General features: G+C 69.4%; 23 protein-coding genes and 2 pseudogenes. 18 read left to right on the top strand and 7 right to left on the bottom strand.

Going from position 1 to position 20,881, the window contains the following annotated elements:
* The first annotated feature begins 25 nt into the window (after positions 1–25).
* Positions 26–403 (top strand): hypothetical protein, encoded by a 378-nt coding sequence (locus JAO81_RS06025; protein ID WP_199546718.1) that lies wholly within the window; start codon positions 26–28, stop codon positions 401–403.
* Between the two features lie 77 nt (positions 404–480).
* Complete coding sequence (locus tag JAO81_RS06020; protein ID WP_199546717.1) at positions 481–1,569, top strand: amidohydrolase family protein; 1,089 nt, start codon at positions 481–483, stop codon at positions 1,567–1,569.
* A 34-nt stretch (positions 1,570–1,603) separates the two neighbouring features.
* Here JAO81_RS06020 and JAO81_RS06015 read toward each other — a convergent pair whose 3' ends face one another.
* Together JAO81_RS06015 and JAO81_RS06010 are read right to left on the bottom strand one after the other, a co-directional pair.
* The gene (locus tag JAO81_RS06015) at positions 1,604–2,092 is read right to left on the bottom strand and encodes a hypothetical protein (RefSeq protein ID WP_199546716.1); all 489 of its coding nucleotides are present in this window, start codon (positions 2,090–2,092) and stop codon (positions 1,604–1,606) included.
* A gap of 87 nt (positions 2,093–2,179) precedes the next feature.
* Entirely contained in the window at positions 2,180–3,178 is a 999-nt protein-coding gene (locus JAO81_RS06010) for a COX15/CtaA family protein (protein ID WP_307813163.1), read from the bottom strand.
* A 172-nt stretch (positions 3,179–3,350) separates the two neighbouring features.
* On the opposite strand from JAO81_RS06010, the gene JAO81_RS06005 reads away from it, so the two are divergent.
* The 3 genes from JAO81_RS06005 to JAO81_RS05995 are packed head-to-tail and all read left to right on the top strand — an operon-like array spanning position 3,351 to position 5,643.
* Positions 3,351–3,740 carry a GntR family transcriptional regulator gene (locus JAO81_RS06005; RefSeq protein ID WP_165335124.1) on the top strand — a complete coding sequence of 130 codons (390 nt, stop codon included), beginning with the start codon at positions 3,351–3,353 and terminating at the stop codon, positions 3,738–3,740.
* On the top strand, positions 3,737–4,627 hold the full coding sequence (locus JAO81_RS06000) for an ABC transporter ATP-binding protein (RefSeq protein WP_199546715.1): 891 nt from the start codon (positions 3,737–3,739) through the stop codon (positions 4,625–4,627). The genes JAO81_RS06005 and JAO81_RS06000 overlap by 4 nt, the downstream gene beginning before the upstream one ends.
* Positions 4,624–5,643: an ABC transporter permease subunit gene (locus JAO81_RS05995; RefSeq protein ID WP_199546714.1), complete on the top strand. Its 1,020-nt coding sequence runs from the start codon at positions 4,624–4,626 to the stop codon at positions 5,641–5,643. The genes JAO81_RS06000 and JAO81_RS05995 overlap by 4 nt, the downstream gene beginning before the upstream one ends.
* Positions 5,644–5,708: 65 nt before the next feature.
* Here the strand turns inward: JAO81_RS05995 and JAO81_RS05990 are convergent, their stop codons facing one another.
* Together JAO81_RS05990 and JAO81_RS05985 are read right to left on the bottom strand one after the other, a co-directional pair.
* A complete protein-coding gene (locus tag JAO81_RS05990) occupies positions 5,709–6,476 on the bottom strand; it encodes an ABC transporter permease (protein ID WP_199546713.1) in 768 nt (255 codons plus the stop codon).
* On the bottom strand, positions 6,473–7,396 hold the full coding sequence (locus JAO81_RS05985; RefSeq protein ID WP_199546712.1) for an ABC transporter ATP-binding protein: 924 nt from the start codon (positions 7,394–7,396) through the stop codon (positions 6,473–6,475). Before JAO81_RS05985 ends, JAO81_RS05990 begins: the two co-directional genes overlap by 4 nt.
* Positions 7,397–7,529: 133 nt before the next feature.
* Here JAO81_RS05985 and JAO81_RS05980 point away from each other — a divergent pair, with 133 nt between their 5' ends.
* The 9 genes and pseudogenes from JAO81_RS05980 to JAO81_RS05940 form a co-directional block, all read left to right on the top strand.
* Entirely contained in the window at positions 7,530–8,291 is a 762-nt protein-coding gene (locus tag JAO81_RS05980) for a formate/nitrite transporter family protein (RefSeq protein WP_307813162.1), read from the top strand.
* Between the two features lie 144 nt (positions 8,292–8,435).
* On the top strand, positions 8,436–9,200 hold the full coding sequence (locus JAO81_RS05975; RefSeq protein ID WP_165335118.1) for a metalloregulator ArsR/SmtB family transcription factor: 765 nt from the start codon (positions 8,436–8,438) through the stop codon (positions 9,198–9,200).
* A complete protein-coding gene (gene sufB / locus JAO81_RS05970) occupies positions 9,197–10,621 on the top strand; it encodes a Fe-S cluster assembly protein SufB (protein ID WP_199546710.1) in 1,425 nt (474 codons plus the stop codon). Before JAO81_RS05975 ends, sufB begins: the two co-directional genes overlap by 4 nt.
* A gap of 86 nt (positions 10,622–10,707) precedes the next feature.
* A complete protein-coding gene (gene sufD / locus JAO81_RS05965; RefSeq protein ID WP_199546709.1) occupies positions 10,708–11,886 on the top strand; it encodes a Fe-S cluster assembly protein SufD in 1,179 nt (392 codons plus the stop codon).
* Positions 11,886–12,206, top strand: a complete 321-nt coding sequence (locus tag JAO81_RS05960; protein WP_199546708.1) for a non-heme iron oxygenase ferredoxin subunit — start codon at positions 11,886–11,888, stop codon at positions 12,204–12,206. The genes sufD and JAO81_RS05960 overlap by 1 nt, the downstream gene beginning before the upstream one ends.
* A 6-nt stretch (positions 12,207–12,212) precedes the next feature.
* Positions 12,213–12,977 (top strand): Fe-S cluster assembly ATPase SufC, encoded by a 765-nt coding sequence (gene sufC / locus JAO81_RS05955; RefSeq protein WP_199546707.1) that lies wholly within the window; start codon positions 12,213–12,215, stop codon positions 12,975–12,977.
* Positions 12,974–14,230: a cysteine desulfurase gene (locus JAO81_RS05950; protein ID WP_199546706.1), complete on the top strand. Its 1,257-nt coding sequence runs from the start codon at positions 12,974–12,976 to the stop codon at positions 14,228–14,230. The genes sufC and JAO81_RS05950 overlap by 4 nt, the downstream gene beginning before the upstream one ends.
* Positions 14,231–14,243: 13 nt before the next feature.
* Positions 14,244–14,714 (top strand): Fe-S cluster assembly sulfur transfer protein SufU, encoded by a 471-nt coding sequence (gene sufU, locus JAO81_RS05945; RefSeq protein WP_199546705.1) that lies wholly within the window; start codon positions 14,244–14,246, stop codon positions 14,712–14,714.
* A pseudogene (locus tag JAO81_RS05940) lies at positions 14,711–15,046 on the top strand (metal-sulfur cluster assembly factor); the annotation flags it as partial. The gene sufU and the pseudogene JAO81_RS05940, both read left to right, overlap by 4 nt.
* Positions 15,047–15,192: 146 nt before the next feature.
* Here the strand turns inward: JAO81_RS05940 and JAO81_RS05935 are convergent.
* Complete coding sequence (locus JAO81_RS05935) at positions 15,193–16,317, bottom strand: collagen-like protein (protein ID WP_199546704.1); 1,125 nt, start codon at positions 16,315–16,317, stop codon at positions 15,193–15,195.
* A gap of 35 nt (positions 16,318–16,352) precedes the next feature.
* On the bottom strand, positions 16,353–17,315 hold the full coding sequence (locus tag JAO81_RS05930; protein WP_199546703.1) for a hypothetical protein: 963 nt from the start codon (positions 17,313–17,315) through the stop codon (positions 16,353–16,355).
* Between the two features lie 154 nt (positions 17,316–17,469).
* Between JAO81_RS05930 and JAO81_RS05925 the strand changes: the two genes are divergently transcribed.
* A complete protein-coding gene (locus JAO81_RS05925) occupies positions 17,470–17,790 on the top strand; it encodes a multidrug efflux SMR transporter (protein ID WP_199546702.1) in 321 nt (106 codons plus the stop codon).
* Between the two features lie 76 nt (positions 17,791–17,866).
* Positions 17,867–18,403 (top strand): TetR/AcrR family transcriptional regulator, encoded by a 537-nt coding sequence (locus JAO81_RS05920; RefSeq protein WP_199546701.1) that lies wholly within the window; start codon positions 17,867–17,869, stop codon positions 18,401–18,403.
* A 24-nt stretch (positions 18,404–18,427) separates the two neighbouring features.
* Here JAO81_RS05920 and JAO81_RS05915 read toward each other — a convergent pair whose 3' ends face one another.
* Positions 18,428–19,378 (bottom strand): winged helix-turn-helix transcriptional regulator, encoded by a 951-nt coding sequence (locus JAO81_RS05915; protein WP_199546700.1) that lies wholly within the window; start codon positions 19,376–19,378, stop codon positions 18,428–18,430.
* 134 nt (positions 19,379–19,512) lie between these two features.
* Here JAO81_RS05915 and JAO81_RS05910 point away from each other — a divergent pair, with 134 nt between their 5' ends.
* Positions 19,513–20,748 carry an MFS transporter gene (locus JAO81_RS05910; protein ID WP_374194262.1) on the top strand — a complete coding sequence of 412 codons (1,236 nt, stop codon included), beginning with the start codon at positions 19,513–19,515 and terminating at the stop codon, positions 20,746–20,748.
* Positions 20,745–20,881 (top strand): annotated as a pseudogene (locus JAO81_RS42250) (RNA polymerase subunit sigma-70); the annotation flags it as partial. The gene JAO81_RS05910 and the pseudogene JAO81_RS42250, both read left to right, overlap by 4 nt.

Genomic DNA, 20,881 nt, shown 5'->3' with positions numbered 1-20,881 from the left:
TCTACCCGTCGGTAGCATCTGGGCCATGGCAGAGACGAAGACGGAGACGGCGGCCCAGGACGCGACGGCCCAGGACGCGACGGCCCGGGACACCAGGGACGAGCGGACGGCGGCCAAGCTGGCCAAGCGGATCGGCGCGTTCGCCAAGGAGCACGGCGGGGCCGAGGCGCAGCTCGCCTATGTGGGGGAGCGCGGCACGCGGATCGTGCTCGTCGGACAGGACGGCGGCTGGGGCGACCTGTTCGCGACCAGCCACGCGGTGGCCGAGGCCGCGGTCGCGAAGGCCGGGGTCACCGTGCACGAGGACTTCGACGGCGAGTTCGCGGCGAAGGTGAAGACCGGCCCCTACGAGTGGACGCGGATGGCCGGCATGCAGCTCGGCGGTCCGAAGAACAAGGCCTAGCCCCTGTCTAGCAACACCTGGAGCGGGCTTCGGCGTTAGGACCGTAAGGAACGACGGTCCAGCACAGGGAGCCCCGGATGATCGACACCCCGTCCCTGGTGGACCAGTACTGCCACGGCGTACTGCGCACCGAGCTCGGCCTCGGCACGTTCGAGTCCCATCTCGGGCGCGGAGAGGGCCCGCCCGCCCCGGGCACCACCTTCTTCGACACCCAGACGGGCTTCGCCGTACGCCGCTGGTGTCCGCCCCTGCTCGGCCTCGAACCGCACTGCCCGGCGCCGCACTATCTGGCGCGGCGCCGTGAACTGGGTGTGGTCGAGGCGGGGCGGCGGTTGCTCGGGGGCAGCGGGATCACCACGTATCTCGTCGATACCGGGCTGCCCGAGGACCTGACGGGACCCGCCGAACTGGGGGCGGCGGGCGGGGCGTCGGCGCACGAGATCGTCCGTCTGGAACTCCTGGCCGAGCAGGTGGCGGACACGTCAGGGACCGTGGAATCCTTCCTCGCCAATCTCGCCGAGTCCGTGCACGGTGCGGCGTCCACCGCGGTCGCGTTCACCTCGGTCGCCGGCGAACGCCACGGGCTCGCTCTCGCCCCCGAACCGCCGGACGCGGGCGAAGTGCGCGGGGCCGCGGGACGGTGGATCGCGGCGCGCCAGGTGGGCGGTGAACTGACCGATCCCGTACTCCTGCGCCATCTGCTGTGGATCGCCGTCGCCAGCGGGCTGCCGCTGCAACTGCACTCGGGGGCGAGCAACCCCCAGCACTACCTCACCCGTTTCGCACGGGCCACGGCCGGGCTCGGCACGGACCTGATCCTGATGCACGGCTACCCGTACCACCGCCACGCCGCCCATCTCGCCGGCGTCTTCCCGCATGTCTATACGGACCTGGGCCCCGCGCTCGTCCGCACCGGCGCCCGCGCGACCGCCCTGCTCGCCGAGATCCTCGAGCTCGTCCCGTTCGGCAAGCTCCTCTTCTCCAGCGGCGCCCGCGGGCTGCCCGAACTGCACGTGGTCGCCGCCCGGTTGTTCCGCGAGGCGCTCGGCCGGGTGCTCGGCGGCTGGGTGTCCGAGGGCGCCTGGTCCCGTGCGGACGCGGACCGGGTCGCGGGGATGATCGCGGCGGGGAACGCCCGGCGGGTGTACGGGCTTGCCGCGCCCTGACCGTGCGCACTGTGCCCTGCGCCGGGTGCCGCGGTCAGTCGCCGGAGTAGCCGAAGATCCCCACATGGCTCGGCTCCCGGTCGCCGGCTTCCGCGTACAGGAGCACGAACAGGCCGGTCCAGCGCATGTGCGGCTCGTCGAGCAGGGTGTTCGCGGTGCGGGGCCAGGTCTGCGAGAGCGACTCGTGCGCCTGGACGAGCAGGGCCTCGAACTGCGCGGGTGTCGGCCGCTCCGTGCCGAAGTGGTGCCTGACGCGGTCGGGGCCGACCGGGCGCAGGGTCGCGTAGTCGTCGGAGTTCGTCGGTGCCGGCGCACTGCTCATGTACACGACGCGCTGGATGTCGAGGATGGAGTGCGTCCCCTCCTCGCCCATGAACTCCTCGTCGTCCCACAGGTCGTCGAGTGACTCGTACGCTTCGTCGTCGCCGTAGTCCTCGGCGAAGACCCGGGCGTGCAGCGCCGCCAAGGACGCTTCGACCGACCCCTCGTACGGAGTGACGTACTGCCAACCGCTGGCCCCCATGGCCCCCACCTTCGTCCGTACCCGGCAAGATCGGGTTCACCTTAGGAGGGGGCGCTGACATCGGGTGCCCGCGGGAGGGCGAAGGGACTAGCGCGCGCTCGTCAGTTGGGCCTCGCCCTGGGCGGGGACCGAGAGCTCGAGCTCGGGGCGCTCGCGCAGGGCGAGCACGACGCGGACGATCGCGATCCACACCAGACACGAGCCGAGCATGTGGGCGCCGACCAGGACCTCGGGCAGATCCGTGAAGTACTGGACGTAACCGATCACGCCCTGCGCGAGCAGGATCAGGAACAGGTCGCGGGTGCGGCGCAGCGGTCCGGGCGGGGCGTCGACGGCCTTGAGGACGAACCACAGGGCGAAGGTCAGGGAGACCACGACCCAGGCCAGCACCGCGTGCAGCTTGGAGACGTCCTCCCAGTTCAGCGGGATGCGGTGCACCTCGCTCGAGTCTCCCGCGTGCGGGCCCGCGCCGGTGACCACGGTGCCGACGGCGACGAGCAGTCCGGCCGCGACCGTCAGGAACCACACCAGCTGGCGCACGGACTTGCCGACCAGCGGACGCGGAGCGCCGTCGCCTTCGCGGGCGCGCTGCCACATCACGGTCGCGACCGTGATCAGCGTGGTCGAGAGCAGGAAGTGGGAGGCCACGGTGTACGGGTTGAGGCCGACGAGGACCACGATGCCGCCGAGCACCGCATTCGCCATGACCAGCCAGAACTGCAGCCAGCCGAGCCGGGTGACGCCCCGGCGGTGGGGCTTCGTCGAGCGTGCCGCGATGATCGCCCAGCCGACGGCCGCGCACAGGACGTACGCCAGCATGCGGTTGCCGAACTCGATCACGCCGTGGAAGCCCATCTCGGCGGTCGCGGTGAGCGAGTCGTCGGTGCACTTGGGCCAGGTCGGGCAGCCGAGGCCCGAACCGGACAGGCGGACGGCGCCGCCCGTCACGACGATCACGACGTTCATCACGAGCGACGCGAGGATCGCGCGCTGGAGGATCCGCGGTGACGGGGTCCAGCGCTCGGCGATGTAGGCGAGCGGGTTGCGCACGGCTTGAGCGACATCGGCTCGGGTCACGTTTGGCACGCGCCCATCGTAGGGGGGTGGCTTGTGCAAGTTTTCACGAGGGTCGATATGTGGCGCCCGGTTGGTGACAGTTGAGTCCTTTTTGTCTACGGCGGGACGTGACGCAGGTCTTGACGGTTGCTGAGCCTAGGAGCCTAAAGTGCTAGGCAACTAGATAAATGGAGGCGCCGTCGTGATCGAGTTCCATCTGAACGGCCGCTCGGGTCTCTCCCCGTATCAGCAGCTCGTCCAGCAGGTGCGGCATGCGCTGAGGCTCGGACTGCTCAAGGAGGGGGACCGGCTGCCGACCGTCAAGGACGTGGCGAGCCAGCTGGCGATCAATCCCAACACCGTCCTCAAGGCGTACCGCGAGCTGGAGCACAAGGGACTCGTGGCCGCGCGCCCCGGCGTCGGGACGTTCGTGACCCGCACCCTCGCCGACAAGTCGCTGTCCGCGCACGGCCCGCTGCGCAAGGAGCTCGAGCGCTGGCTCACCAAGGCACGGCTGGCCGGACTCGACGAGGAGAGCATCGAGGCCCTGTTCCTGAGCACCTTTCGCGGTGCCGGAGAGGAAGTAGCGTGAGCACCGTCATACGGGCCCGCGGCCTGGGCAAGAAGTACCGGCAGCGCTGGGCGCTGCAGGACTGCGATCTGGAGTTGCCGGCGGGCCGGGTGATCGGTCTGGTCGGTCCCAACGGGGCGGGCAAATCGACCCTGTTGAACCTGGCGGCCGGGCTGCTCGCGCCGAGCAGCGGCAGCATCGAGGTGTGCGGCGGTCCGCCCGCCGGCGATGTGACCCAGCTCGCCCGGGTGGGTTTCGTCGCCCAGGACACCCCGACGTACGGGCGTCTCAGCGTCGCCGACCACCTCACCCTCGGCCGACGGCTCAACCCGGGGTGGGACGACGCGGTCGCGCGGGAGCGCATCGACCGCCTGGGACTCGATCCGAAGCAGCGCGCCGGCACCCTGTCCGGCGGTCAGCGTGCCCAGCTCGCGCTCACCATGGCGCTGGCCAAGCGGCCCGAACTGCTCATCCTGGACGAGCCGGTCGCCTCCCTCGACCCCCTCGCGCGGCGGGAGTTCATGCAGCTGCTCATGGAAGCGGTCGCCGAGCAGGAGCTGAGCGTCGTGCTCTCCTCGCATCTCGTCTCCGACGTGGAGCGTGCCTGCGACTACCTGGTGGTGCTCGTCGACTCCCGGGTGCAGGTCGCCGGTGATCTGGACGAGCTGCTCGCCACCCATCACCGGCTGGTCGGGGCGCGGCGCGATCCGGCGACGCTGCCGGGAAGCCAGCAGGTGATCTCCGCCAGCCACACCGACCGGCAGACCACGCTTCTCGTACGGACTCAGGAGCCGATCCACGATCCGAGCTGGAGCGTGGACGGGATCAATCTGGAGGACCTGGTCCTCGCCTACATGGACAAGTCCGCCCCCGTCGTCCGGCGGCCGCGGCTGGAGGTGCAGCGATGATCTGGCTGACATTGCGGCAGTTCCGGGGCTCCGCCCTGATGATGGCCGGAGTACTCACGGCGTTCGCGGCGGCGCTCGCGTTCACCGGGCCCGGCCTGGCCGACGACTACGCGCAGGGGATCGCGGCCTGCACCGGGCAGGAGGCGGGGTGCACGCGCTTCCTCGACCGGTTCCTCGACAGCCACCAGTCCGCCTTTCTCGGGGTCAGCGGATTGCTGCTCCTGCTGCCCGGTCTGATCGGCCTGTTCTGGGGCGCGCCGCTCGTCGCACGGGAGTTGGAGACCGGCACGATCCGGATGGCTCTGACCCAGAGCGTGCGCCGCACCCGCTGGTTCGCCGTCAAGATCGCGCTGGTGGGTCTGGCCACCATGGTCGCGGCGGGGATCGGCACGCTGGCCGTCACATGGTGGGCGAGCCCGCTCGACAAGAGTGCCGTCAGCAGCTATCCGCGCCTCGAGGCCATCGTGTTCGCCACCCGGGGCATCGTCCCGGTCGGCTACGCGGCCTTCGCGTTCGCCCTCGGGGTGACCGTCGGGATGCTGGTCCGCCGTGCGCTGCCCGCCATGGCGATCACGCTGGCCGCCTTCGCGCTGGTGCAGATCGCGATGCCGGTGTTCGTACGGCCGAACCTGGCCGAGCCGGTCAAGGCGACCGCGGCGTTCTCCACGGCCAATATCGACGGCGTCGGCGAAGGCGGACTGCTGCATGTGCAGGCGAGCGTGGCGGACGCCGGCGCATGGATCCTGTCCAGCCGTACCGTCGACAAGGACGGCCGCACCGTGGCCGTGATCGATCTGCCGGACGCGGACATGGCGAAGTGCGACGCCCCGCGGCAGCCCGCGAAGGCCATGCAGTGCGTCACCGATACGGCGAACCGGCTGGGATACCGGCAGGAGGCGACGTACCACCCGTCCAGCCGCTACTGGCCGTTCCAGTGGGCCGAGACGGGGATCTATCTGGCACTCGCGCTCGGGCTCACCGGGTTCAGCTTCTGGTGGGCCAAGCGGCGCCTGTAGGGGCGCCTGGCCAACCAGCGCCTGGCCAACCAGCGCCTGACCCCCAGCGCCTGGCCACCAGCGGCTCACTCCCAGCGGAAGAACCGCGCCGCCGCACCCAGTCCGAGCACCGACCACACGGCGAGGATCCCGAGGTTGCCCCACGGGATCCCCGCGCCGTGCTGCAGCACATCGCGCAGACCGTCGGAGAGCGCCGAGATGGGCAGCAGCCCGAGCACGGACTGGGCGGCGTCCGGGAACTTGTCCAGCGGGACGATCACCCCGCCGCCGACCAGGAGCAGCAGGAAGACCAGGTTGGCGGCGGCGAGGGTGGCCTCGGCCTTCAACGTCCCCGCCATGAGCAGGCCGAGACCCGAGAAGGCCGCGGTGCCGAGGATCAGCAGGAGGAGGACGGACAGGGGGTTGCCCTGCGGGGACCAGCCGAGGCCGAAGGCGATCGCGGTGAGCAGCGCGATCTGCAGGACCTCGACGGCCAGGACGGAGAGGGTCTTCGCGGTCATCAGGGCCCAGCGCGGCAGCGGCGAGGTGCCGAGCCGCTTGAGCACTCCGTACCGCCGCTCGAAGCCGGTCGAGATGGCCTGACCGGTGAACGCGGTGGACATCACGGCGAGGGCGAGGATGCCGGGGGCGAGGAAGTCGACCGCCTTGCCCGAGCCCGTGTCCGTGATGTCGACCGTCGAGAAGAGCACCAGGAGCAGGGACGGGATCACCACGGTGAGCAGCAGCTGCTCGCCGTTGCGCAGGAGCATCTTCGTCTCGAAGGCCGCCTGTGCCGTGATCATCCGGGACATCGGTGCGGCACCCGGCTTGGGCGCATACGTACCCGCGCTCATCCGCGCAGCTCCTTACCGGTCAGCTCCAGGAAGACGTCTTCGAGGGTGTGCCGTTCGACCGCGATCCGGTCCGGCATCACCCCGTGCTGGGCGCACCAGGACGTCACGGTCGCCAGCAGCTGCGGGTCGACGGTGCCGGTGACGCGGTACGAACCCGGGGTGAGCTCGGCGGCGAGCGTGTCCATCGGCAGGGCCTTCAGGAGCGAGGCGACGTCGAGACCCGGGCGTCCGGAGAAGCGCAGGGTGTTCTCGGCGCCGCCCTTGCAGAGCTGTTCGGGGCTGCCCTGGGCGATGACCTTGCCCGCGTCGATGATGGCGACGTCGTCGGCGAGCTGTTCGGCCTCGTCCATGTGGTGCGTGGTGAGGATGACGCTGACGCCGTCGGCGCGCAGCTCCCGTACGAGCTCCCAAGTGGCCCTGCGCGCCTGCGGGCGGGGGCCCGCGGCCGGCTCGCGGGGGAAGCCCAGTCCGGGCCGCCCCACCAGGGCGAGCGCGAGCGCGAGGCGCTGCTGCTGGCCGCCGGAGAGCCGGCGGTAGGTCGTACGGCCGCAACTGCCCAGGCCCAGACGCTCGATCAGGGCGTCCACGTCGAGCGGGTGGGCGTGCAGCTTGGCGATGTGGCGGAGCATCTCGTCGGCGCGGGCGCCGGAGTAGACGCCGCCGGACTGGAGCATCACGCCGATCCGGGGGCGCAGCTCGGCGGCCTGTCGCACCGGGTCGAGGCCGAGGACGCGGACGGTGCCGGCGTCCGGCTTCCGGTAGCCCTCACAGGTCTCGACGGTGGTCGTCTTGCCGGCGCCGTTGGGACCGAGGACGGCGGTGACACCCGCCGAAGCCTCCAGGGCCAGGCCGTCGACGGCGGTCTTGCTGCCGTAGCGCTTCACCAGTTCGGTGAGCGTGACGACGGGCTCGCTTCGCATGAGGACAGAGTCTAGGGACGGGTCGCAGGTCCCTGTCCGCCGGGTCCGCAGGTCCGGTCATTGGTGACCTTTTCTGACCGAAGCAGGACCCTGGCGGTCCTAACGTCGATATGTGACCAGCATTGCGAAAAACGTGGCAGAGACGTCCGAGCAGGCCGCCCACAAGGCGCACGACCTGCGGCGGACCCCTCCCCGTTACTTCGTCTCCGCGGTCCTTGCGGGCGCGTACATAGGCATCGGCGAGGTGCTCCTCCTCGTCGCGATCTCGCCCTTCGTCTCGGCCGGTTCCGCGGCCACGAAGCTGCTCGAAGGCCTGGTCTTCCCGATTGCGCTGACCATCGTGATGTTCGCGGGCGCCCAGCTGTTCACGAGCAACGTCATGGTGATGCTGATCGGTGCGCTCACCGGCCGCACGGGCGCCAAGGACCTGGTGGGCAGCTGGGCCACTTCCCTGTTCGGCAACTTCGTCGGCGCTTTCCTCTTCGGCGCGATGGTCCACGCCTCCGGGGTGGTCTCCACCGCTCCCGCCCGCGCGATGCTCGCCGAGATGATCCACGGCAAGGAAGCGCTCGACGGCGGTCAGCTGTTCTGGCGCGCGGTGCTCTGCAACTTCCTCGTCTGCCTCGCGATCTGGATGTTCTACCGGGCCAAGGGCGACGGCGCGAAGATCTTCGTGCTCTGGATCCCGGTCCTGGTGTTCGTCGCCGTGGGCTTCGAGCACTGCGTGGCCAACATGGCGCTCTTCGCGCTCTCGATCCTCGACGGCGGCGCCGGCATCGGCGATCTGCTGCGCAATCTCGTGTTCACCGTGCCGGGCAATATCGTCGGCGGCGGACTGCTCGTGGCCGGCTCGTACTGGTTCATGGGAAGGCCCGAACGCGAAGAGGATCTCTGAGCCGATACGACAGGCCGAGTGACCTCGGGGTTCACCTCTCGTCACCCTGCGTATCCACTTAGGTATCCCTAAGTGATGCACCGCACCCCGCCCCTGCCACCAGGCCGGTTGTCGGGGCCGGAGGAATTACGCAACAAGGGCGTTGTGAAAAACGTGGGCGAGGCTTCGGAGGCTCCTGCGGGGGCCCCGCAGGAGGAGCTCGGGACCGGTGAGCGCTCCACGCGCAACCGCGTCGCGCGCTCCATCCTGGACCACGGCCCGTCCACCGTGGCCGACCTCGCCGCCCGTCTGGGTCTCACGCAGGCCGCCGTCCGCCGTCACCTCGACGCCCTGGTCGCCGACGATGTCGTGGAACCCCGTGAGAAGCGGGTCTACGGCGCTCGGACGCGCGGCAGGCCCGCCAAGGTGTTCGCCCTGACGGACTGCGGCCGGGACGCCTTCGACCAGTCCTACGACAAGCTCGCCGCCGAAGCCCTGCGCTGGATCTCGCAGTCCGCAGGCGGCGGGGAGCTCGGGGACGCGGCCGTCGCCGCCTTCGCCCGGGCCCGTCTTGCCGCCCAGGCCGAGGGGTACCGCGAGGCCCTGGAGAACGTACCGCCGCAAGCCCGCACAGAGGCCCTGGCCAGGGCCCTGAGCGCGGACGGGTACGCTGCCACTGCGCGTAGCGCACCGGTCGGCGAGCAGCTGTGTCAGCACCACTGCCCGGTCGCTCATGTCGCCGAGCAGTTTCCGCAGCTGTGCGAGGCGGAGACGGAGTTCTTCAGCCGTCTGCTCGGCACTCATGTGCAGCGACTGGCCACCATCGCCCACGGGGACGGCGTCTGTACGACGTTCATTCCTCGTAAAGACACCGAAACCACGCAAGACCAGACCACCACAGCAAGCACGGCCGGGAGGAACCCCGCATGACTCTCCCCATCGAGGAGACTGCCCACCCCGAACTCGAGGGACTGGGTAAGTACGAGTACGGCTGGGCCGACTCCGACGCGGCCGGCCAGGCTGCCAAGCGCGGTCTCAACGAGGATGTCGTCCTCGACATCTCGTCCAAGAAGAACGAGCCGGAGTGGATGACCAAGCTCCGTCTCAAGGGTCTTCGCCTGTTCGGCAAGAAGCCCATGCCGACCTGGGGCTCCGACCTCTCCGGCATCGACTTCGACAACATCAAGTACTTCGTGCGCTCCACCGAGAAGCAGGCCGCTTCCTGGGAAGAGCTGCCCGAGGACATCAAGAACACGTACGACAAGCTCGGCATCCCGGAGGCGGAGAAGCAGCGCCTCGTCGCGGGTGTCGCGGCCCAGTACGAGTCCGAGGTCGTCTACCACCAGATCCGTGAGGACCTGGAGGAGCAGGGCGTCATCTTCGTCGACACCGACACCGCGCTGAAGGAGCACGAGGAGCTCTTCAAGGAGTACTTCGGCACCGTCATCCCGGTCGGCGACAACAAGTTCGCGTCGCTGAACACGGCCGTGTGGTCCGGCGGATCGTTCATCTACGTCCCCAAGGGCGTACATGTCGAGATCCCGCTGCAGGCCTACTTCCGTATCAACACGGAGAACATGGGCCAGTTCGAGCGGACGCTGATCATCGTCGACGAGGACGCCTACGTCCACTACGTCGAGGGCTGCACCGCGCCGATCTACTCCTCGGACTCGCTGCACTCCGCGGTCGTCGAGATCATCGTGAAGAAGGGCGGCCGCTGCCGCTACACGACGATCCAGAACTGGTCGAACAACGTCTACAACCTGGTCACCAAGCGCGCCGTGGCGTACGAGGGCGCGACCATGGAGTGGATCGACGGCAACATCGGTTCCAAGGTCACCATGAAGTACCCGGCCGTCTACCTGATGGGCGAGCACGCCAAGGGCGAGACGCTGTCCATCGCCTTCGCGGGCGAGGGCCAGCACCAGGACGCCGGTTCCAAGATGGTGCACATGGCGCCGAACACCTCGTCCAACATCGTGTCGAAGTCGGTGGCCCGTGGTGGCGGCCGTACCTCGTACCGCGGTCTGGTCGAGATCGGCGAGGGCGCTCCGGGCTCCAAGTCCAACGTGCTCTGTGACGCGCTGCTCGTGGACCAGATCTCCCGCTCGGACACGTACCCCTACGTGGACGTCCGCGAGGACGACGTGTCCATGGGTCACGAGGCGACCGTCTCCAAGGTCTCCGAGGACCAGCTCTTCTACCTGATGAGCCGCGGCATGACCGAGTTCGAGGCCATGGCCATGATCGTGCGCGGCTTCGTCGAGCCGATCGCCAAGGAGCTGCCCATGGAGTACGCCCTGGAGCTCAACCGGCTGATCGAGCTGCAGATGGAGGGTGCGGTCGGTTAAGGCCCCCCGGGCCGGCGGCCCTCCGGGGCCGCCAACCACCGTCTCCATCACGCCACTTACGTAAGAAAGAGAGCACTACGACAGCCATGGCTGAGGCTCAGAACATCCCGGTCGGATCCACGACCGCCGGTGCCGTCGCGGTGGCGGCGGAGTCCACCGTCGCCACCCGCATGAGCGCGCCCCCGTCCTTCGACGTCGCGGACTTCCCGGTCCCGTACGGCCGTGAGGAGGAGTGGCGGTTCACGCCGCTGGAGCGCCTCAAGGGTCTGCACGACGGCACCGCGAAGGCGGACGGCGCCATCAAGGCGCAGGTCGACGCGCCCGAGGGTGTCACCGTCGAGTCGGTGACCCGTGACGACGAGCGGGTCGGCAAGGCGGGTACGCCGGTCGACCGGATCGCCGCGCAGGCGTACTCCTCCTTCGAGAAGGCCACCGTCATCACGGTGCCCAAGGAGGCCGTGCTCACCGAGCCCGTGCGCGTATCGCTGCACGGCGAGGGCGGCACCACCTTCGGGCACACCGTGTTCGACATCGGTGCCTTCGCCGAGGCTGTCATCGTGGTCGACCACACCGGTGACGGTGTGCGGGCCGCCAACGTGGACTTCCTGATCGGCGACGGCGCGAAGGTCACCTTCGTCTCCGTGCAGGACTGGGACGACACCGCGGTGCACTGCTCGCAGCACAACGCGAAGCTCGGCCGCGACGCCACCTTCAAGTCGGTCGTCGTGACCTTCGGCGGCGATCTGGTCCGGCTGCACCCGCGCGTCGAGTACACCGGCCCCGGCGGCGACGCCGAGCTGCTCGGCCTGTACTTCACGGACGCGGGACAGCACCAGGAGCACCGCCTCCTGGTCGACCACAACGTGCCGAACTGCAAGTCCAACGTCGTCTACAAGGGCGCGCTGCAGGGCGAGCAGGCGCACGCCGTGTGGATCGGCGACGTCCTCATCGAGGCCGCGGCCGAGGGCACGGACACGTACGAGATGAACCGCAACCTGGTTCTGACCGACGGCGCCCGGGTCGACTCCGTGCCGAACCTCGAGATCGAGACCGGCGAGATCGTCGGCGCAGGGCACGCGAGTGCGACCGGCCGCTTCGACGACGAGCAGCTCTTCTACCTGATGGCCCGCGGCATCCCGCAGGTCGAGGCCCGCCGCCTCGTCGTGCGCGGCTTCTTCGCCGAGCTGGTCCAGCAGATCGGTGTCAAGGACATCGAGGAGCGCCTCATCGCGAAGATCGAGGAAGAGCTCGAGGCGTCCGTCTGATGTCCGCCTTCGTCAAAGCCTGCGCGCTGAGCGAGCTGGAGGAGGACACCCCGAAGCGGGTGGAACTCGACGGCACGCCGGTCTCGCTCGTCAAGACAGAGGGCGAGGTGTTCGCGATCCACGACATCTGCTCGCACGCGAACGTCTCGCTGTCCGAGGGCGAGGTGGAGGACTGCCAGATCGAGTGCTGGCTGCACGGCTCCGCGTTCGACCTCCGTACCGGCAAGCCGTCCGGCCTTCCCGCGACGCGCCCCGTCCCCGTATACCCCGTACAGATCGAAGGGGACGATGTGCTCGTCTCCGTCACCCAGGAGTCCTGAGGCACCATGGCAACGCTTGAAATCCGCGACCTGCACGTCACCGTCGAGGTCGAGAACGGCACCAAGGAAATTCTCAAGGGTGTCGACCTGACCGTGAAGCAGGGCGAGACGCACGCCATCATGGGCCCCAACGGCTCTGGCAAGTCGACGCTCGCCTACTCGATCGCCGGTCACCCGAAGTACACGATCACCCAGGGCACCGTCACCCTGGACGGCGAGGACGTCCTCGCCATGGAGGTCGACGAGCGTGCCCGCGCCGGCATGTTCCTCGCCATGCAGTACCCGGTCGAGGTCCCCGGTGTCTCGGTCTCCAACTTCCTGCGTACGTCGGCGACGGCGATCCGCGGCGAGGCCCCCAAGCTGCGCACCTGGGTGAAGGAGGTCAAGTCCGCGATGGAGCAGCTCCAGATGGACCCGGCCTTCGCCGAGCGCAACGTGAACGAGGGCTTCTCCGGCGGTGAGAAGAAGCGCCACGAGATCCTGCAGATGGAGCTTCTCAAGCCGAAGATCGCGATCCTCGACGAGACCGACTCCGGCCTCGACGTCGACGCCCTGCGCACCGTCTCCGACGGCGTCAACCGCGTCCGTGAGACGGGCGAGGTCGGCACCCTGCTGATCACGCACTACACGCGCATCCTGCGCTACATCAAGCCCGACTTCGTGCACGTCTTCGCGGGCGGCAAGATCGTCGAGTCCGGCGGCCCCGAGCTGGCCGACACCCTCGAGGCCGAGGGCTACGAGAAGTACACGAAGGGCGGCGCCACCGTATGACACAGCTGCCGGGCCTCCTCGACACAGAGGCGATCCGCAAGGACTTCCCCGCCCTGGACCGTGTGATCCACGACGGCAAGAAGCTTGTGTACCTGGACAACGCGGCGACTTCGCAGAAGCCGCGCCAGGTGCTCGACGCGCTCACCGAGTACTACGAGCGGCACAACGCCAATGTCCATCGCGGCGTGCACGTCCTCGCCGAGGAGGCCACGGCGCTGTACGAGGGTGCGCGGGACAAGGTCGCGGAGTTCATCAACGCGCCCTCCCGCGACGAGGTGATCTTCACCAAGAACGCCTCGGAATCCCTCAACCTCGTGGCGAACATGCTCGGTTGGGCCGACGAGCCCTACAAGGTCGACCACGAGACCGAGATCGTCATCACGGAGATGGAGCACCACTCCAACATCGTTCCGTGGCAGCTGCTCTCGCAGCGCACCGGCGCGAAGCTGAAGTGGTTCGGTCTCACGGACGACGGCCGCCTCGACCTGAGCAACATCAACGAGGTCATCACGGAGAAGACGAAGATCGTCTCCTTCGTGCTCGTCTCCAACATCCTGGGCACGCACAACCCGGTCGAGGCCATCGTGCGCCGCGCCCAGGAGGTCGGCGCCCTCGTCCTCATCGACGCCTCGCAGGCCGCCCCGCACATGCCGCTCGACGTGCAGGCGCTGCAGGCCGACTTCGTGGCCTTCACCGGCCACAAGATGTGCGGCCCGACCGGCATCGGTGTGCTGTGGGGACGCCAGGAGCTGCTCGAGGACCTGCCGCCGTTCCTCGGCGGCGGCGAGATGATCGAGACCGTGTCGATGAGCTCGTCGACGTACGCGCCCGCGCCGCACAAGTTCGAGGCCGGTACGCCGCCGATCGCCCAGGCCGTCGGCCTCGGTGCGGCCGTGGACTACCTGAACGCGATCGGCATGGAGAACATCTACCGCCACGAGCAGGCGATCACCGAGTACGCGGTCAAGCGCCTCCTCGAAGTGCCGGACCTCAAGATCATCGGTCCGGTCACCGCGGAGGACCGCGGCGCCGCGATCTCCTTCACGCTCGGCGACATCCACCCGCACGACGTGGGCCAGGTCCTCGACGAGCAGGGCATCGCGGTCCGGGTCGGCCACCACTGCGCGCGGCCGGTCTGCCTGCGGTACGGAATTCCTGCGACCACGCGAGCGTCGTTCTATCTGTACTCCACTCCCGCCGAGGTCGACGCCTTGGTCGAGGGCCTGGAGCACGTACGGAACTTCTTCGGCTGAGGAGCCCCGAATCGTGAAGCTTGACTCGATGTACCAGGAAGTCATCCTGGACCACTACAAGCACCCGCACGGGCGCGGTCTTCGGGATGGCGACGCCGAGGTGCACCACGTCAACCCGACCTGCGGTGACGAGATCACGCTCCGTGTGAAGTACGACGGCACGCGGATCGCCGATGTCTCGTACGAGGGCCAGGGCTGCTCCATCAGCCAGGCCTCCGCCTCCGTCCTCAACGACCTCCTGGTCGGCAAGGACCTCGCCGAGGCGCAGCAGATCCAGGGCACCTTCCTGGAGCTGATGCAGTCCAAGGGCAAGCTTGAGCCCGATGACGCGATGGAGGAGATCCTGGAGGACGCGGTCGCGTTCGCCGGTGTCTCCAAGTACCCGGCGCGCGTGAAGTGCGCGCTCCTGAGCTGGATGGCGTGGAAGGACGCGACCGCCCAGGCTCTGGGGGAGTCCGAGCCCGCCGAGAGGAAGTCCGCATGAGCGACGAGAGCACTGCCACCCTGAAGCCCGCCTCCGAAGAAGAGGTGCGCGAGGCGCTGTACGACGTCGTCGACCCCGAGCTGGGCATCGACGTGGTCAACCTCGGCCTCATCTACGGCATCCACATCGACGACGCCAACATCGCCACCCTCGACATGACGCTGACGTCCGCGGCCTGTCCGCTGACCGATGTCATCGAGGACCAGGCCAAGTCGGCCACCGACGGCATCGTCAACGAGCTCCGGATCAACTGGGTCTGGATGCCGCCGTGGGGCCCGGACAAGATCACGGACGAAGGCCGCGAGCAGCTTCGGGCGCTCGGGTTCAACGTCGGTGTTCGTTCGTACGGGCAGGGCGTCCCAGTTGTTTCGTCCGGGAAAGGGCACCCGCCCCGTTGGGTGCGGATCCCCTTTCGTATGCGCCCCTGCTGCTGGGCGTTTCGTATGCCTCGTTACTGCTGGGCGTTTCGTATGCGCCGTTACTGCTGTGCGGCCGCCCGGGCCAGGCCCTCGGCGAGGCCCTCTCGACGGATGCGCTGGTCGATGTAGAGGAGCCCGCCGACCAGCTGTGTGAAGGCCGTGGCGAGCAGCTGGACCACCATGCCGACCACGGCGCCGAGAATCAGATAGGTCCACAGACCGCCCAAGGAGTCGCCGTACACGTCGGTGAGCAACGTGCCGAAATCGGCGGGCGGTTCGTCGTACGGGCCGTAGGTGTCGTACGAGGGCTGCGGGCCCGCGAACATCAGCGGGATCTGCACGATCCACCCTGCGAACATCACCATGATCCAGGTGAGCAGCAGGATGCCGAACGTGCGCCACCACGCGCCGCGGACCAGCCGGTACGAGCGCTTCAAGGCGGTGATCGGACCGGCCGATTCAAGAACCGCGGCGGCAGGAGCGAAGGAGAACGACACAAGGAGCCACGTCACCAGCGGCATGATCAGCAGCCCGAGGAGGAACACGGACCCGATCGAGAGGAAGCTGCTGTCGGTCGCCACGACCGCGACGACCAGGCTGATCCAGAACAGGAAGAACAGGACGACCGGGATCGCGATCAGCAGATACGTGAGCACGCTGACACCGAGCACCGCCGGTGTACGGGACCAGGCGCGGCGCCAGACCGCACCGAAGGTGGTGCGCCGGCCGAGCGCGGCGTGTTCGAGGACGACCGGGCTGACGGCGGTGAGGAAGGAGTTCACCAGCAAGGTGAGTACAAGGAGCACCGCGTACGCCACCACGATGGCGGTCACGATCGGGCTGAGCAGGGACCACGTCGGCCGGTCGGCGTCCATCACCGCCTGCCAGTTGTCCTCGACGACGACCCAGACCAGCGCGAACGAGCCGGCGATGGCGGCGACGAGCAGGACGAGGCCCGCGCCCATCACGCCGAACAGCTGCTTCGCGTACCGCCCGATCGTCGAGAACGCACCGTTGTAGATCTTCCCGATATCCAGGGGTGCCAGCGGGATGACTCCCGGCTGCGGCGGAGGCGGCTGCCAGCCACCCCAGCCGTAGGGACCGTGCGGTCCCTGCGGTCCGTGCGGACCGTATGGCCCCTGCGGACCGTATGGCCCCTGCGGTCCCCACCCCTGGTGCGCCATCGCTGCCTTCCGTTCCCTTGTTCGGACGGCATACGTTAGCCCAGGTCGGACAGGGGTCGGCGGGGGGAGTACGCCGCTTCCGCAAGGGCCGGTGCGAGGCCTTCGCGGCGGATGCGCAGGTCGGTGTAGAGCAGGGCGACCGTCAGCTGTGACACCAGCGTCGACAGCAGGACACCGGCCACGGTCGGGAGCAGCAGCAGGCCGCCGAGCAGGAACTCGACCGTGTCTCCGTACGCCGGCAGAGCCGCGCCGAGCGCGTCGAACGGCAGGACCAGCGCCGTCGCGGCCACCGTGCCGAGCACGCTCATCAGGAGCTGGATCCCGAATATCCGCCACCAGGAACCCCGTACGAGACGGAAGGAGCGGCGCAGAGCGGTCAGCGGACCCGCGCCTTCCAGGACGACGACGGCGGGCGCGAGGCTGCAGCGGATCCAGAACCAGACGAGGAACGGCAGCGCTGCCAGGAGCAGCAGCATGGTGGCCGGGCCGGACAGCAGCGTGAGCGCCGCGACCGCGAGGACGGGCAGCGCGCAGGCCAGTGTCATCAGGAGCAGCGTCCCGATGAGCGCGGGGACGCGGCGCAGCGCGCGGCGGCCCGTGTCCGCGGTCGGCGCGGGGCGGCCGAGCACCGCCTGCCGCAGTACGGCCGGGCACAGGGCGCTGACGAACGCGTGGGACAGGAGGGTGAGCAGCGCGCCGACGGCCACCGCGATGGCCACGACCGTGAGGAGAGCGCCGCTCAGGCCCCGGTCGAGATCGATGTACGGGTCGTCGGAGCCCAGGTACAGGACGGCGGCGGCCGAGTAGAGATACGTGACCGCGTAGACGAGGCCGAAGGCCGCGGCGCCCAGGCCGATCAGCGGACGCCAGTAGCGGCGCGCGAGGGCGGGCAGCGCCGCGAAGCAGTCGCCGAGCGAGAGCGGGGCCAGCGGGATCACGCCCGGCTGGGGCGGTGGGGGAGCGTACGGGGCGAGCGGGGCCCAGCCGGGGTGCGGCACGTCCTGTTCTCCTGCGGGTCGAAGGGGGTGTGGGGTGGGCAAACCGCATCAGTCTGGCCGCCGCAGGGTGGCCGGCGGCAGGGCCCAACGGCCCGCTCAAGGTCCCGTGCGCGGTTATGTACACCCGTACGCAACGTTGCGTACACTCGTACACATGGGATACGGACTGCTGGCCGCGGCGATCGCGGCGGAGGTGGCCGGCACCACGGCCATGAAGTACAGCGAGGGCTTCACCAAGCTCTGGCCCTCGCTGGCCACGGTCGCCGGCTATCTGCTCGCCTTCTCGCTGCTCGCGCAGACGCTCAAGACGATGCAGGTCGGTACGGCCTATGCGATCTGGGCGGGCATCGGCACCGCGGCCGTCGCCGTGATCGGCATGCTCTTCCTCGGGGAGTCCACGAGTCCGGCCAAGCTCATCGGGATTGTCCTGGTCATCGGCGGTGTGGTGCTGCTCAATCTCGGCGGGGCGCACTGATGGCCCGCGGGACGGGGTGCGCCGATGGCCCACGGGGATGGGGTGCGCTGATGGCTCGCGAGGACGGGGCGCGCTGATGGCCCGCAGATACGACCCGGACCGGCGCCAGCGGATCATCGACGCCGCGATCCGCGTCGTGGGGAAGAAGGGCATCGGCGGGCTCAGCCATCGCTCGGTCGCGGCCGAGGCCGACGTGCCGCTCGGCTCCACCACGTATCACTTCAAGACCCTCGACGATCTGATGGTCGCCGCGCTGCGCCAGACCAACGAGGGCTTCGGCAAGGCGGTGCGCGAACGTGCGTCGCTGCTCGCGCCGGATGCCGATCTGGCCGCGGAGCTGGCCCAGTTGACGGGGGAGTGGCTCGGCGGCGACCGCACCGGCGTCGAGCTCGAATACGAGCTGTATCTCGCCGCGCTGCGCCGCCCCGCGCTGAGGCCCGTCGCGGCCGAGTGGTGCGCCTCGGTCGAGGAGATCCTCGTCCGCCGCGTGGACCGGGTCACGGCGCGGGCGGTCGTCGCGCTGCTCGACGGGATCTGCCTGCAAGTGCTCCTGACGGGCGGGGAGTTCGACGAGGCCTATACGCGGGAGATGCTGCGCCGGATGGTGGCGTGAGAGCCGCGGCCCCGGTCGTGAAGGTCAGTCGTCAAGGCGTACGGGCAGCTGACCCTTCGCCAAGCTCTCGGCCTCGCTCGAGCGGGGGATATCCCTATGCCGCTCCCGTACCGCGTCGAGTGCCGCGGCCACGCTCGCCGCGATGTCCGTGACCGGATAGAAGACCTCGCGGATCACCCGCTCGCGGTCGATCACCAGCGTCAGCCGCTTGAGGCGGCTCACTCCGGCGGCGCGGAAGGTCGGAAGGCGCAGGGCCGCCGCGAGCGCCAGGTCGGCGTCCGAGAGCAGCGGGAAGCGCAGCCGCTCCTTCTCGGCGAACGCGCGCTGTTCGTCGGGGCGTTGGGTCGAGACGCCGTGCACCGAGGCGCCGGCCGCGGTGAACTCGGCGAGCTGGTCGCGGTACGTGCACGATTCGAGAGTGCAGCCGGGGGCGCCCGGGATACCGGACCAGCCCGGCGGATAGGACTCGCTGCGGGCGTACGCGCCGGGGAAGCAGTACAGGACGGTGAAGGGTGTCTGTGAGGACACCGGATCGTGCAACTGCCCGTCGCCGCCGACGAGTTGGACGTCGTCTGGTACGCGGGTGCCGCGCAGCGCGTGGATCCGCGCGGCTTCGCGTGATGTGTCGGTGGCCGTGGCCATCAGTTCCCCTTCTCCGAGCACCCAGGTGTCTCCCCAGTCCTGGAGTGCGATCAGCACCGGCAGCAGGCCGCGGCCGCGGGGCGTGAGGCGGTACTCATGGCGTACCGGGCGCTCCTGGTACGGAACCTTCTCCAGGACGCCCGCGTCGACGAGGAGCTTCAGGCGTTCGGCGAGGACCTTGCGGGACATGCCGAGTTCGCGCTGGAGCTCCTCGAAGCGGTGGGCGCCGCGCGCGGAGTCGCGGACGATCAGGAGCGTCCACCAGTCGCCGACCACATCCAGCGCCTGGGCGATGGCGCACTCGGCGTCGCCGAGGCTCGTCCTGCGTGCCATGGCCATCCTTTCGCGGTGCCCTGTGCGGCGCCTTCGCGGTGTCCCGTGCGGCGTCCTGCGTGCTGCCCGGCTCCCGTTGACCTGCCGCTCATTATGCTGCCATAGTCAGTTCCCAAAAGGAACTGACTCGTGGGGTGGGTGCGTTGCGTATAGGTGGGGTGGTGCCGCGAGCCGTATGGCTGCTAGCGGCGGGGGTGTTCGTCAACGCGGTCGTGAGCTTCACGTTCGTCTATGTCTTCCTGTATCTGACCGGCCCGCGCGGCCTGCCCGTCACCGAGGCGGGCCTGATCAGCGGGCTCGGCGGCCTGGGCGTGGTCGCGGGGAACTTCACCGGCGGCTGGTACGGGGACCGCTTCGGACACCGGCGCGTCCTCCTGGTCGCGGCCGTGTCCGCCGGCCTCCTGCTCGCCGTACTGCCGCTGCTCCCCGTCGCCGCGCTGTATCTCGCCCTGCCGCTCGCCGAGTACGCGACGGGCGTGGTCCGTGCCGCGAACTCCGCGCTCGTCGCGGTCCTCGTCCCGGAAGGCGGGCGCCGGCAGGCCTTCGCCGTGATCCGGGCCGCGTCCAACGGCGGGTTCACCATCGGACCGCCGCTCGGCGCACTGGTCGCCACCTCGATCTCGTACGATTGGCTGTTCGTCGCGGACGGGATCGGCACGCTGGTCTTCGCCTGCTGGACCGCCCGGATGGTGCCGGCGCGCGGAGCCGTCAAGGCCCCCGCGGTCCGCGGCGCCGGCAAGCTGTGGCCCGAACTGCGCGCCAGGCCCGGGGTGTTGGTGCTGCTCGGCGCGATCCTGGTCGTCGACCTCGTCTACCGGCAGCTGTACACGACCTTCCCCGTCCACCTCGCCGAGCACGGCATGGACGCCCGGGTGTACGGCTGGATGATCGCGATCAACGGCGGGCTGATCCTGCTGCTCGAACTCCCCGTCGCGCTCGCCCTGAAGAGCCGCCCGCCCCTGCGCATCGTCGGCTGCGGTCTGGTCCTCGTCGGCGCGGGGTACGCGCTGCTGATCCCGGGGACGGTGCTCGCCTCGGCGATCGCCACGATGACCCTGCTCACCCTCGGTGAGATCCTCTACAAGACCACGGCCACCGCCTATGTCGCGGACCAGGCGCCCGAACATGTGCAGGGTCGTTTCCAGAGCCTGTACGCGGGCGTCTCGGTCAGCGGTACGGTCCTTGCCGCGCCCATCGGCGGCGCGGTGCTCGGTGCCGCGCCCGGACTGCTGTGGCCGCTGTGTGCGGTCCTGGCGGTGGGCGCGGGGTGTGCGGTGCTGTTGGCGGACCGGCCGCGTGAACTGCCTTCGGTGCTGCGGGTAACAGGGGGTGAGCACACCGGAGCAGTTCGGCAGGGGGAGGCCAAGTGAACAGAGCGATCGCGCTCGAGGGCGACGCGGAGGTGATCCACCGCTCGCTGGCGCAGCCGGAGTCGTTCGCCCAGCTCTACGACCGGTACGCGCCCGACATCCATCGCTACGCGGCCCGTCGCCTCCGCGACGG

The organism is Streptomyces sp. N35 (assembly GCF_016464295.1).
Taxonomy (GTDB): domain Bacteria; phylum Actinomycetota; class Actinomycetes; order Streptomycetales; family Streptomycetaceae; genus Streptomyces.
This window is presented reverse-complemented; position numbering and strand designations above follow the sequence as displayed.

Excerpts from the sequence above, each read along its gene's own strand:
- sufB (WP_199546710.1), top strand. The coding sequence starts at position 9,197 with ATGACTCTCCCCATCGAGGAGACTGCCCACCCCGAACTCGAGGGACTG.
- JAO81_RS05925 (WP_199546702.1), top strand. The coding sequence starts at position 17,470 with ATGGGATACGGACTGCTGGCCGCGGCGATCGCGGCGGAGGTGGCCGGC.
- JAO81_RS05915 (WP_199546700.1), bottom strand. The coding sequence starts at position 19,378 with ATGGCACGCAGGACGAGCCTCGGCGACGCCGAGTGCGCCATCGCCCAG.
- JAO81_RS05990 (WP_199546713.1), bottom strand. The coding sequence starts at position 6,476 with ATGAGCGCGGGTACGTATGCGCCCAAGCCGGGTGCCGCACCGATGTCC.
- JAO81_RS05950 (WP_199546706.1), top strand. The coding sequence starts at position 12,974 with ATGACACAGCTGCCGGGCCTCCTCGACACAGAGGCGATCCGCAAGGAC.
- sufD (WP_199546709.1), top strand. The coding sequence starts at position 10,708 with ATGGCTGAGGCTCAGAACATCCCGGTCGGATCCACGACCGCCGGTGCC.
- JAO81_RS05995 (WP_199546714.1), top strand. The coding sequence starts at position 4,624 with ATGATCTGGCTGACATTGCGGCAGTTCCGGGGCTCCGCCCTGATGATG.
- JAO81_RS05935 (WP_199546704.1), bottom strand. The coding sequence starts at position 16,317 with ATGGCGCACCAGGGGTGGGGACCGCAGGGGCCATACGGTCCGCAGGGG.
- JAO81_RS05920 (WP_199546701.1), top strand. The coding sequence starts at position 17,867 with ATGGCCCGCAGATACGACCCGGACCGGCGCCAGCGGATCATCGACGCC.
- JAO81_RS05985 (WP_199546712.1), bottom strand. The coding sequence starts at position 7,396 with ATGCGAAGCGAGCCCGTCGTCACGCTCACCGAACTGGTGAAGCGCTAC.
- JAO81_RS06015 (WP_199546716.1), bottom strand. The coding sequence starts at position 2,092 with ATGGGGGCCAGCGGTTGGCAGTACGTCACTCCGTACGAGGGGTCGGTC.
- JAO81_RS06020 (WP_199546717.1), top strand. The coding sequence starts at position 481 with ATGATCGACACCCCGTCCCTGGTGGACCAGTACTGCCACGGCGTACTG.
- JAO81_RS05960 (WP_199546708.1), top strand. The coding sequence starts at position 11,886 with ATGTCCGCCTTCGTCAAAGCCTGCGCGCTGAGCGAGCTGGAGGAGGAC.
- sufC (WP_199546707.1), top strand. The coding sequence starts at position 12,213 with ATGGCAACGCTTGAAATCCGCGACCTGCACGTCACCGTCGAGGTCGAG.
- JAO81_RS06025 (WP_199546718.1), top strand. The coding sequence starts at position 26 with ATGGCAGAGACGAAGACGGAGACGGCGGCCCAGGACGCGACGGCCCAG.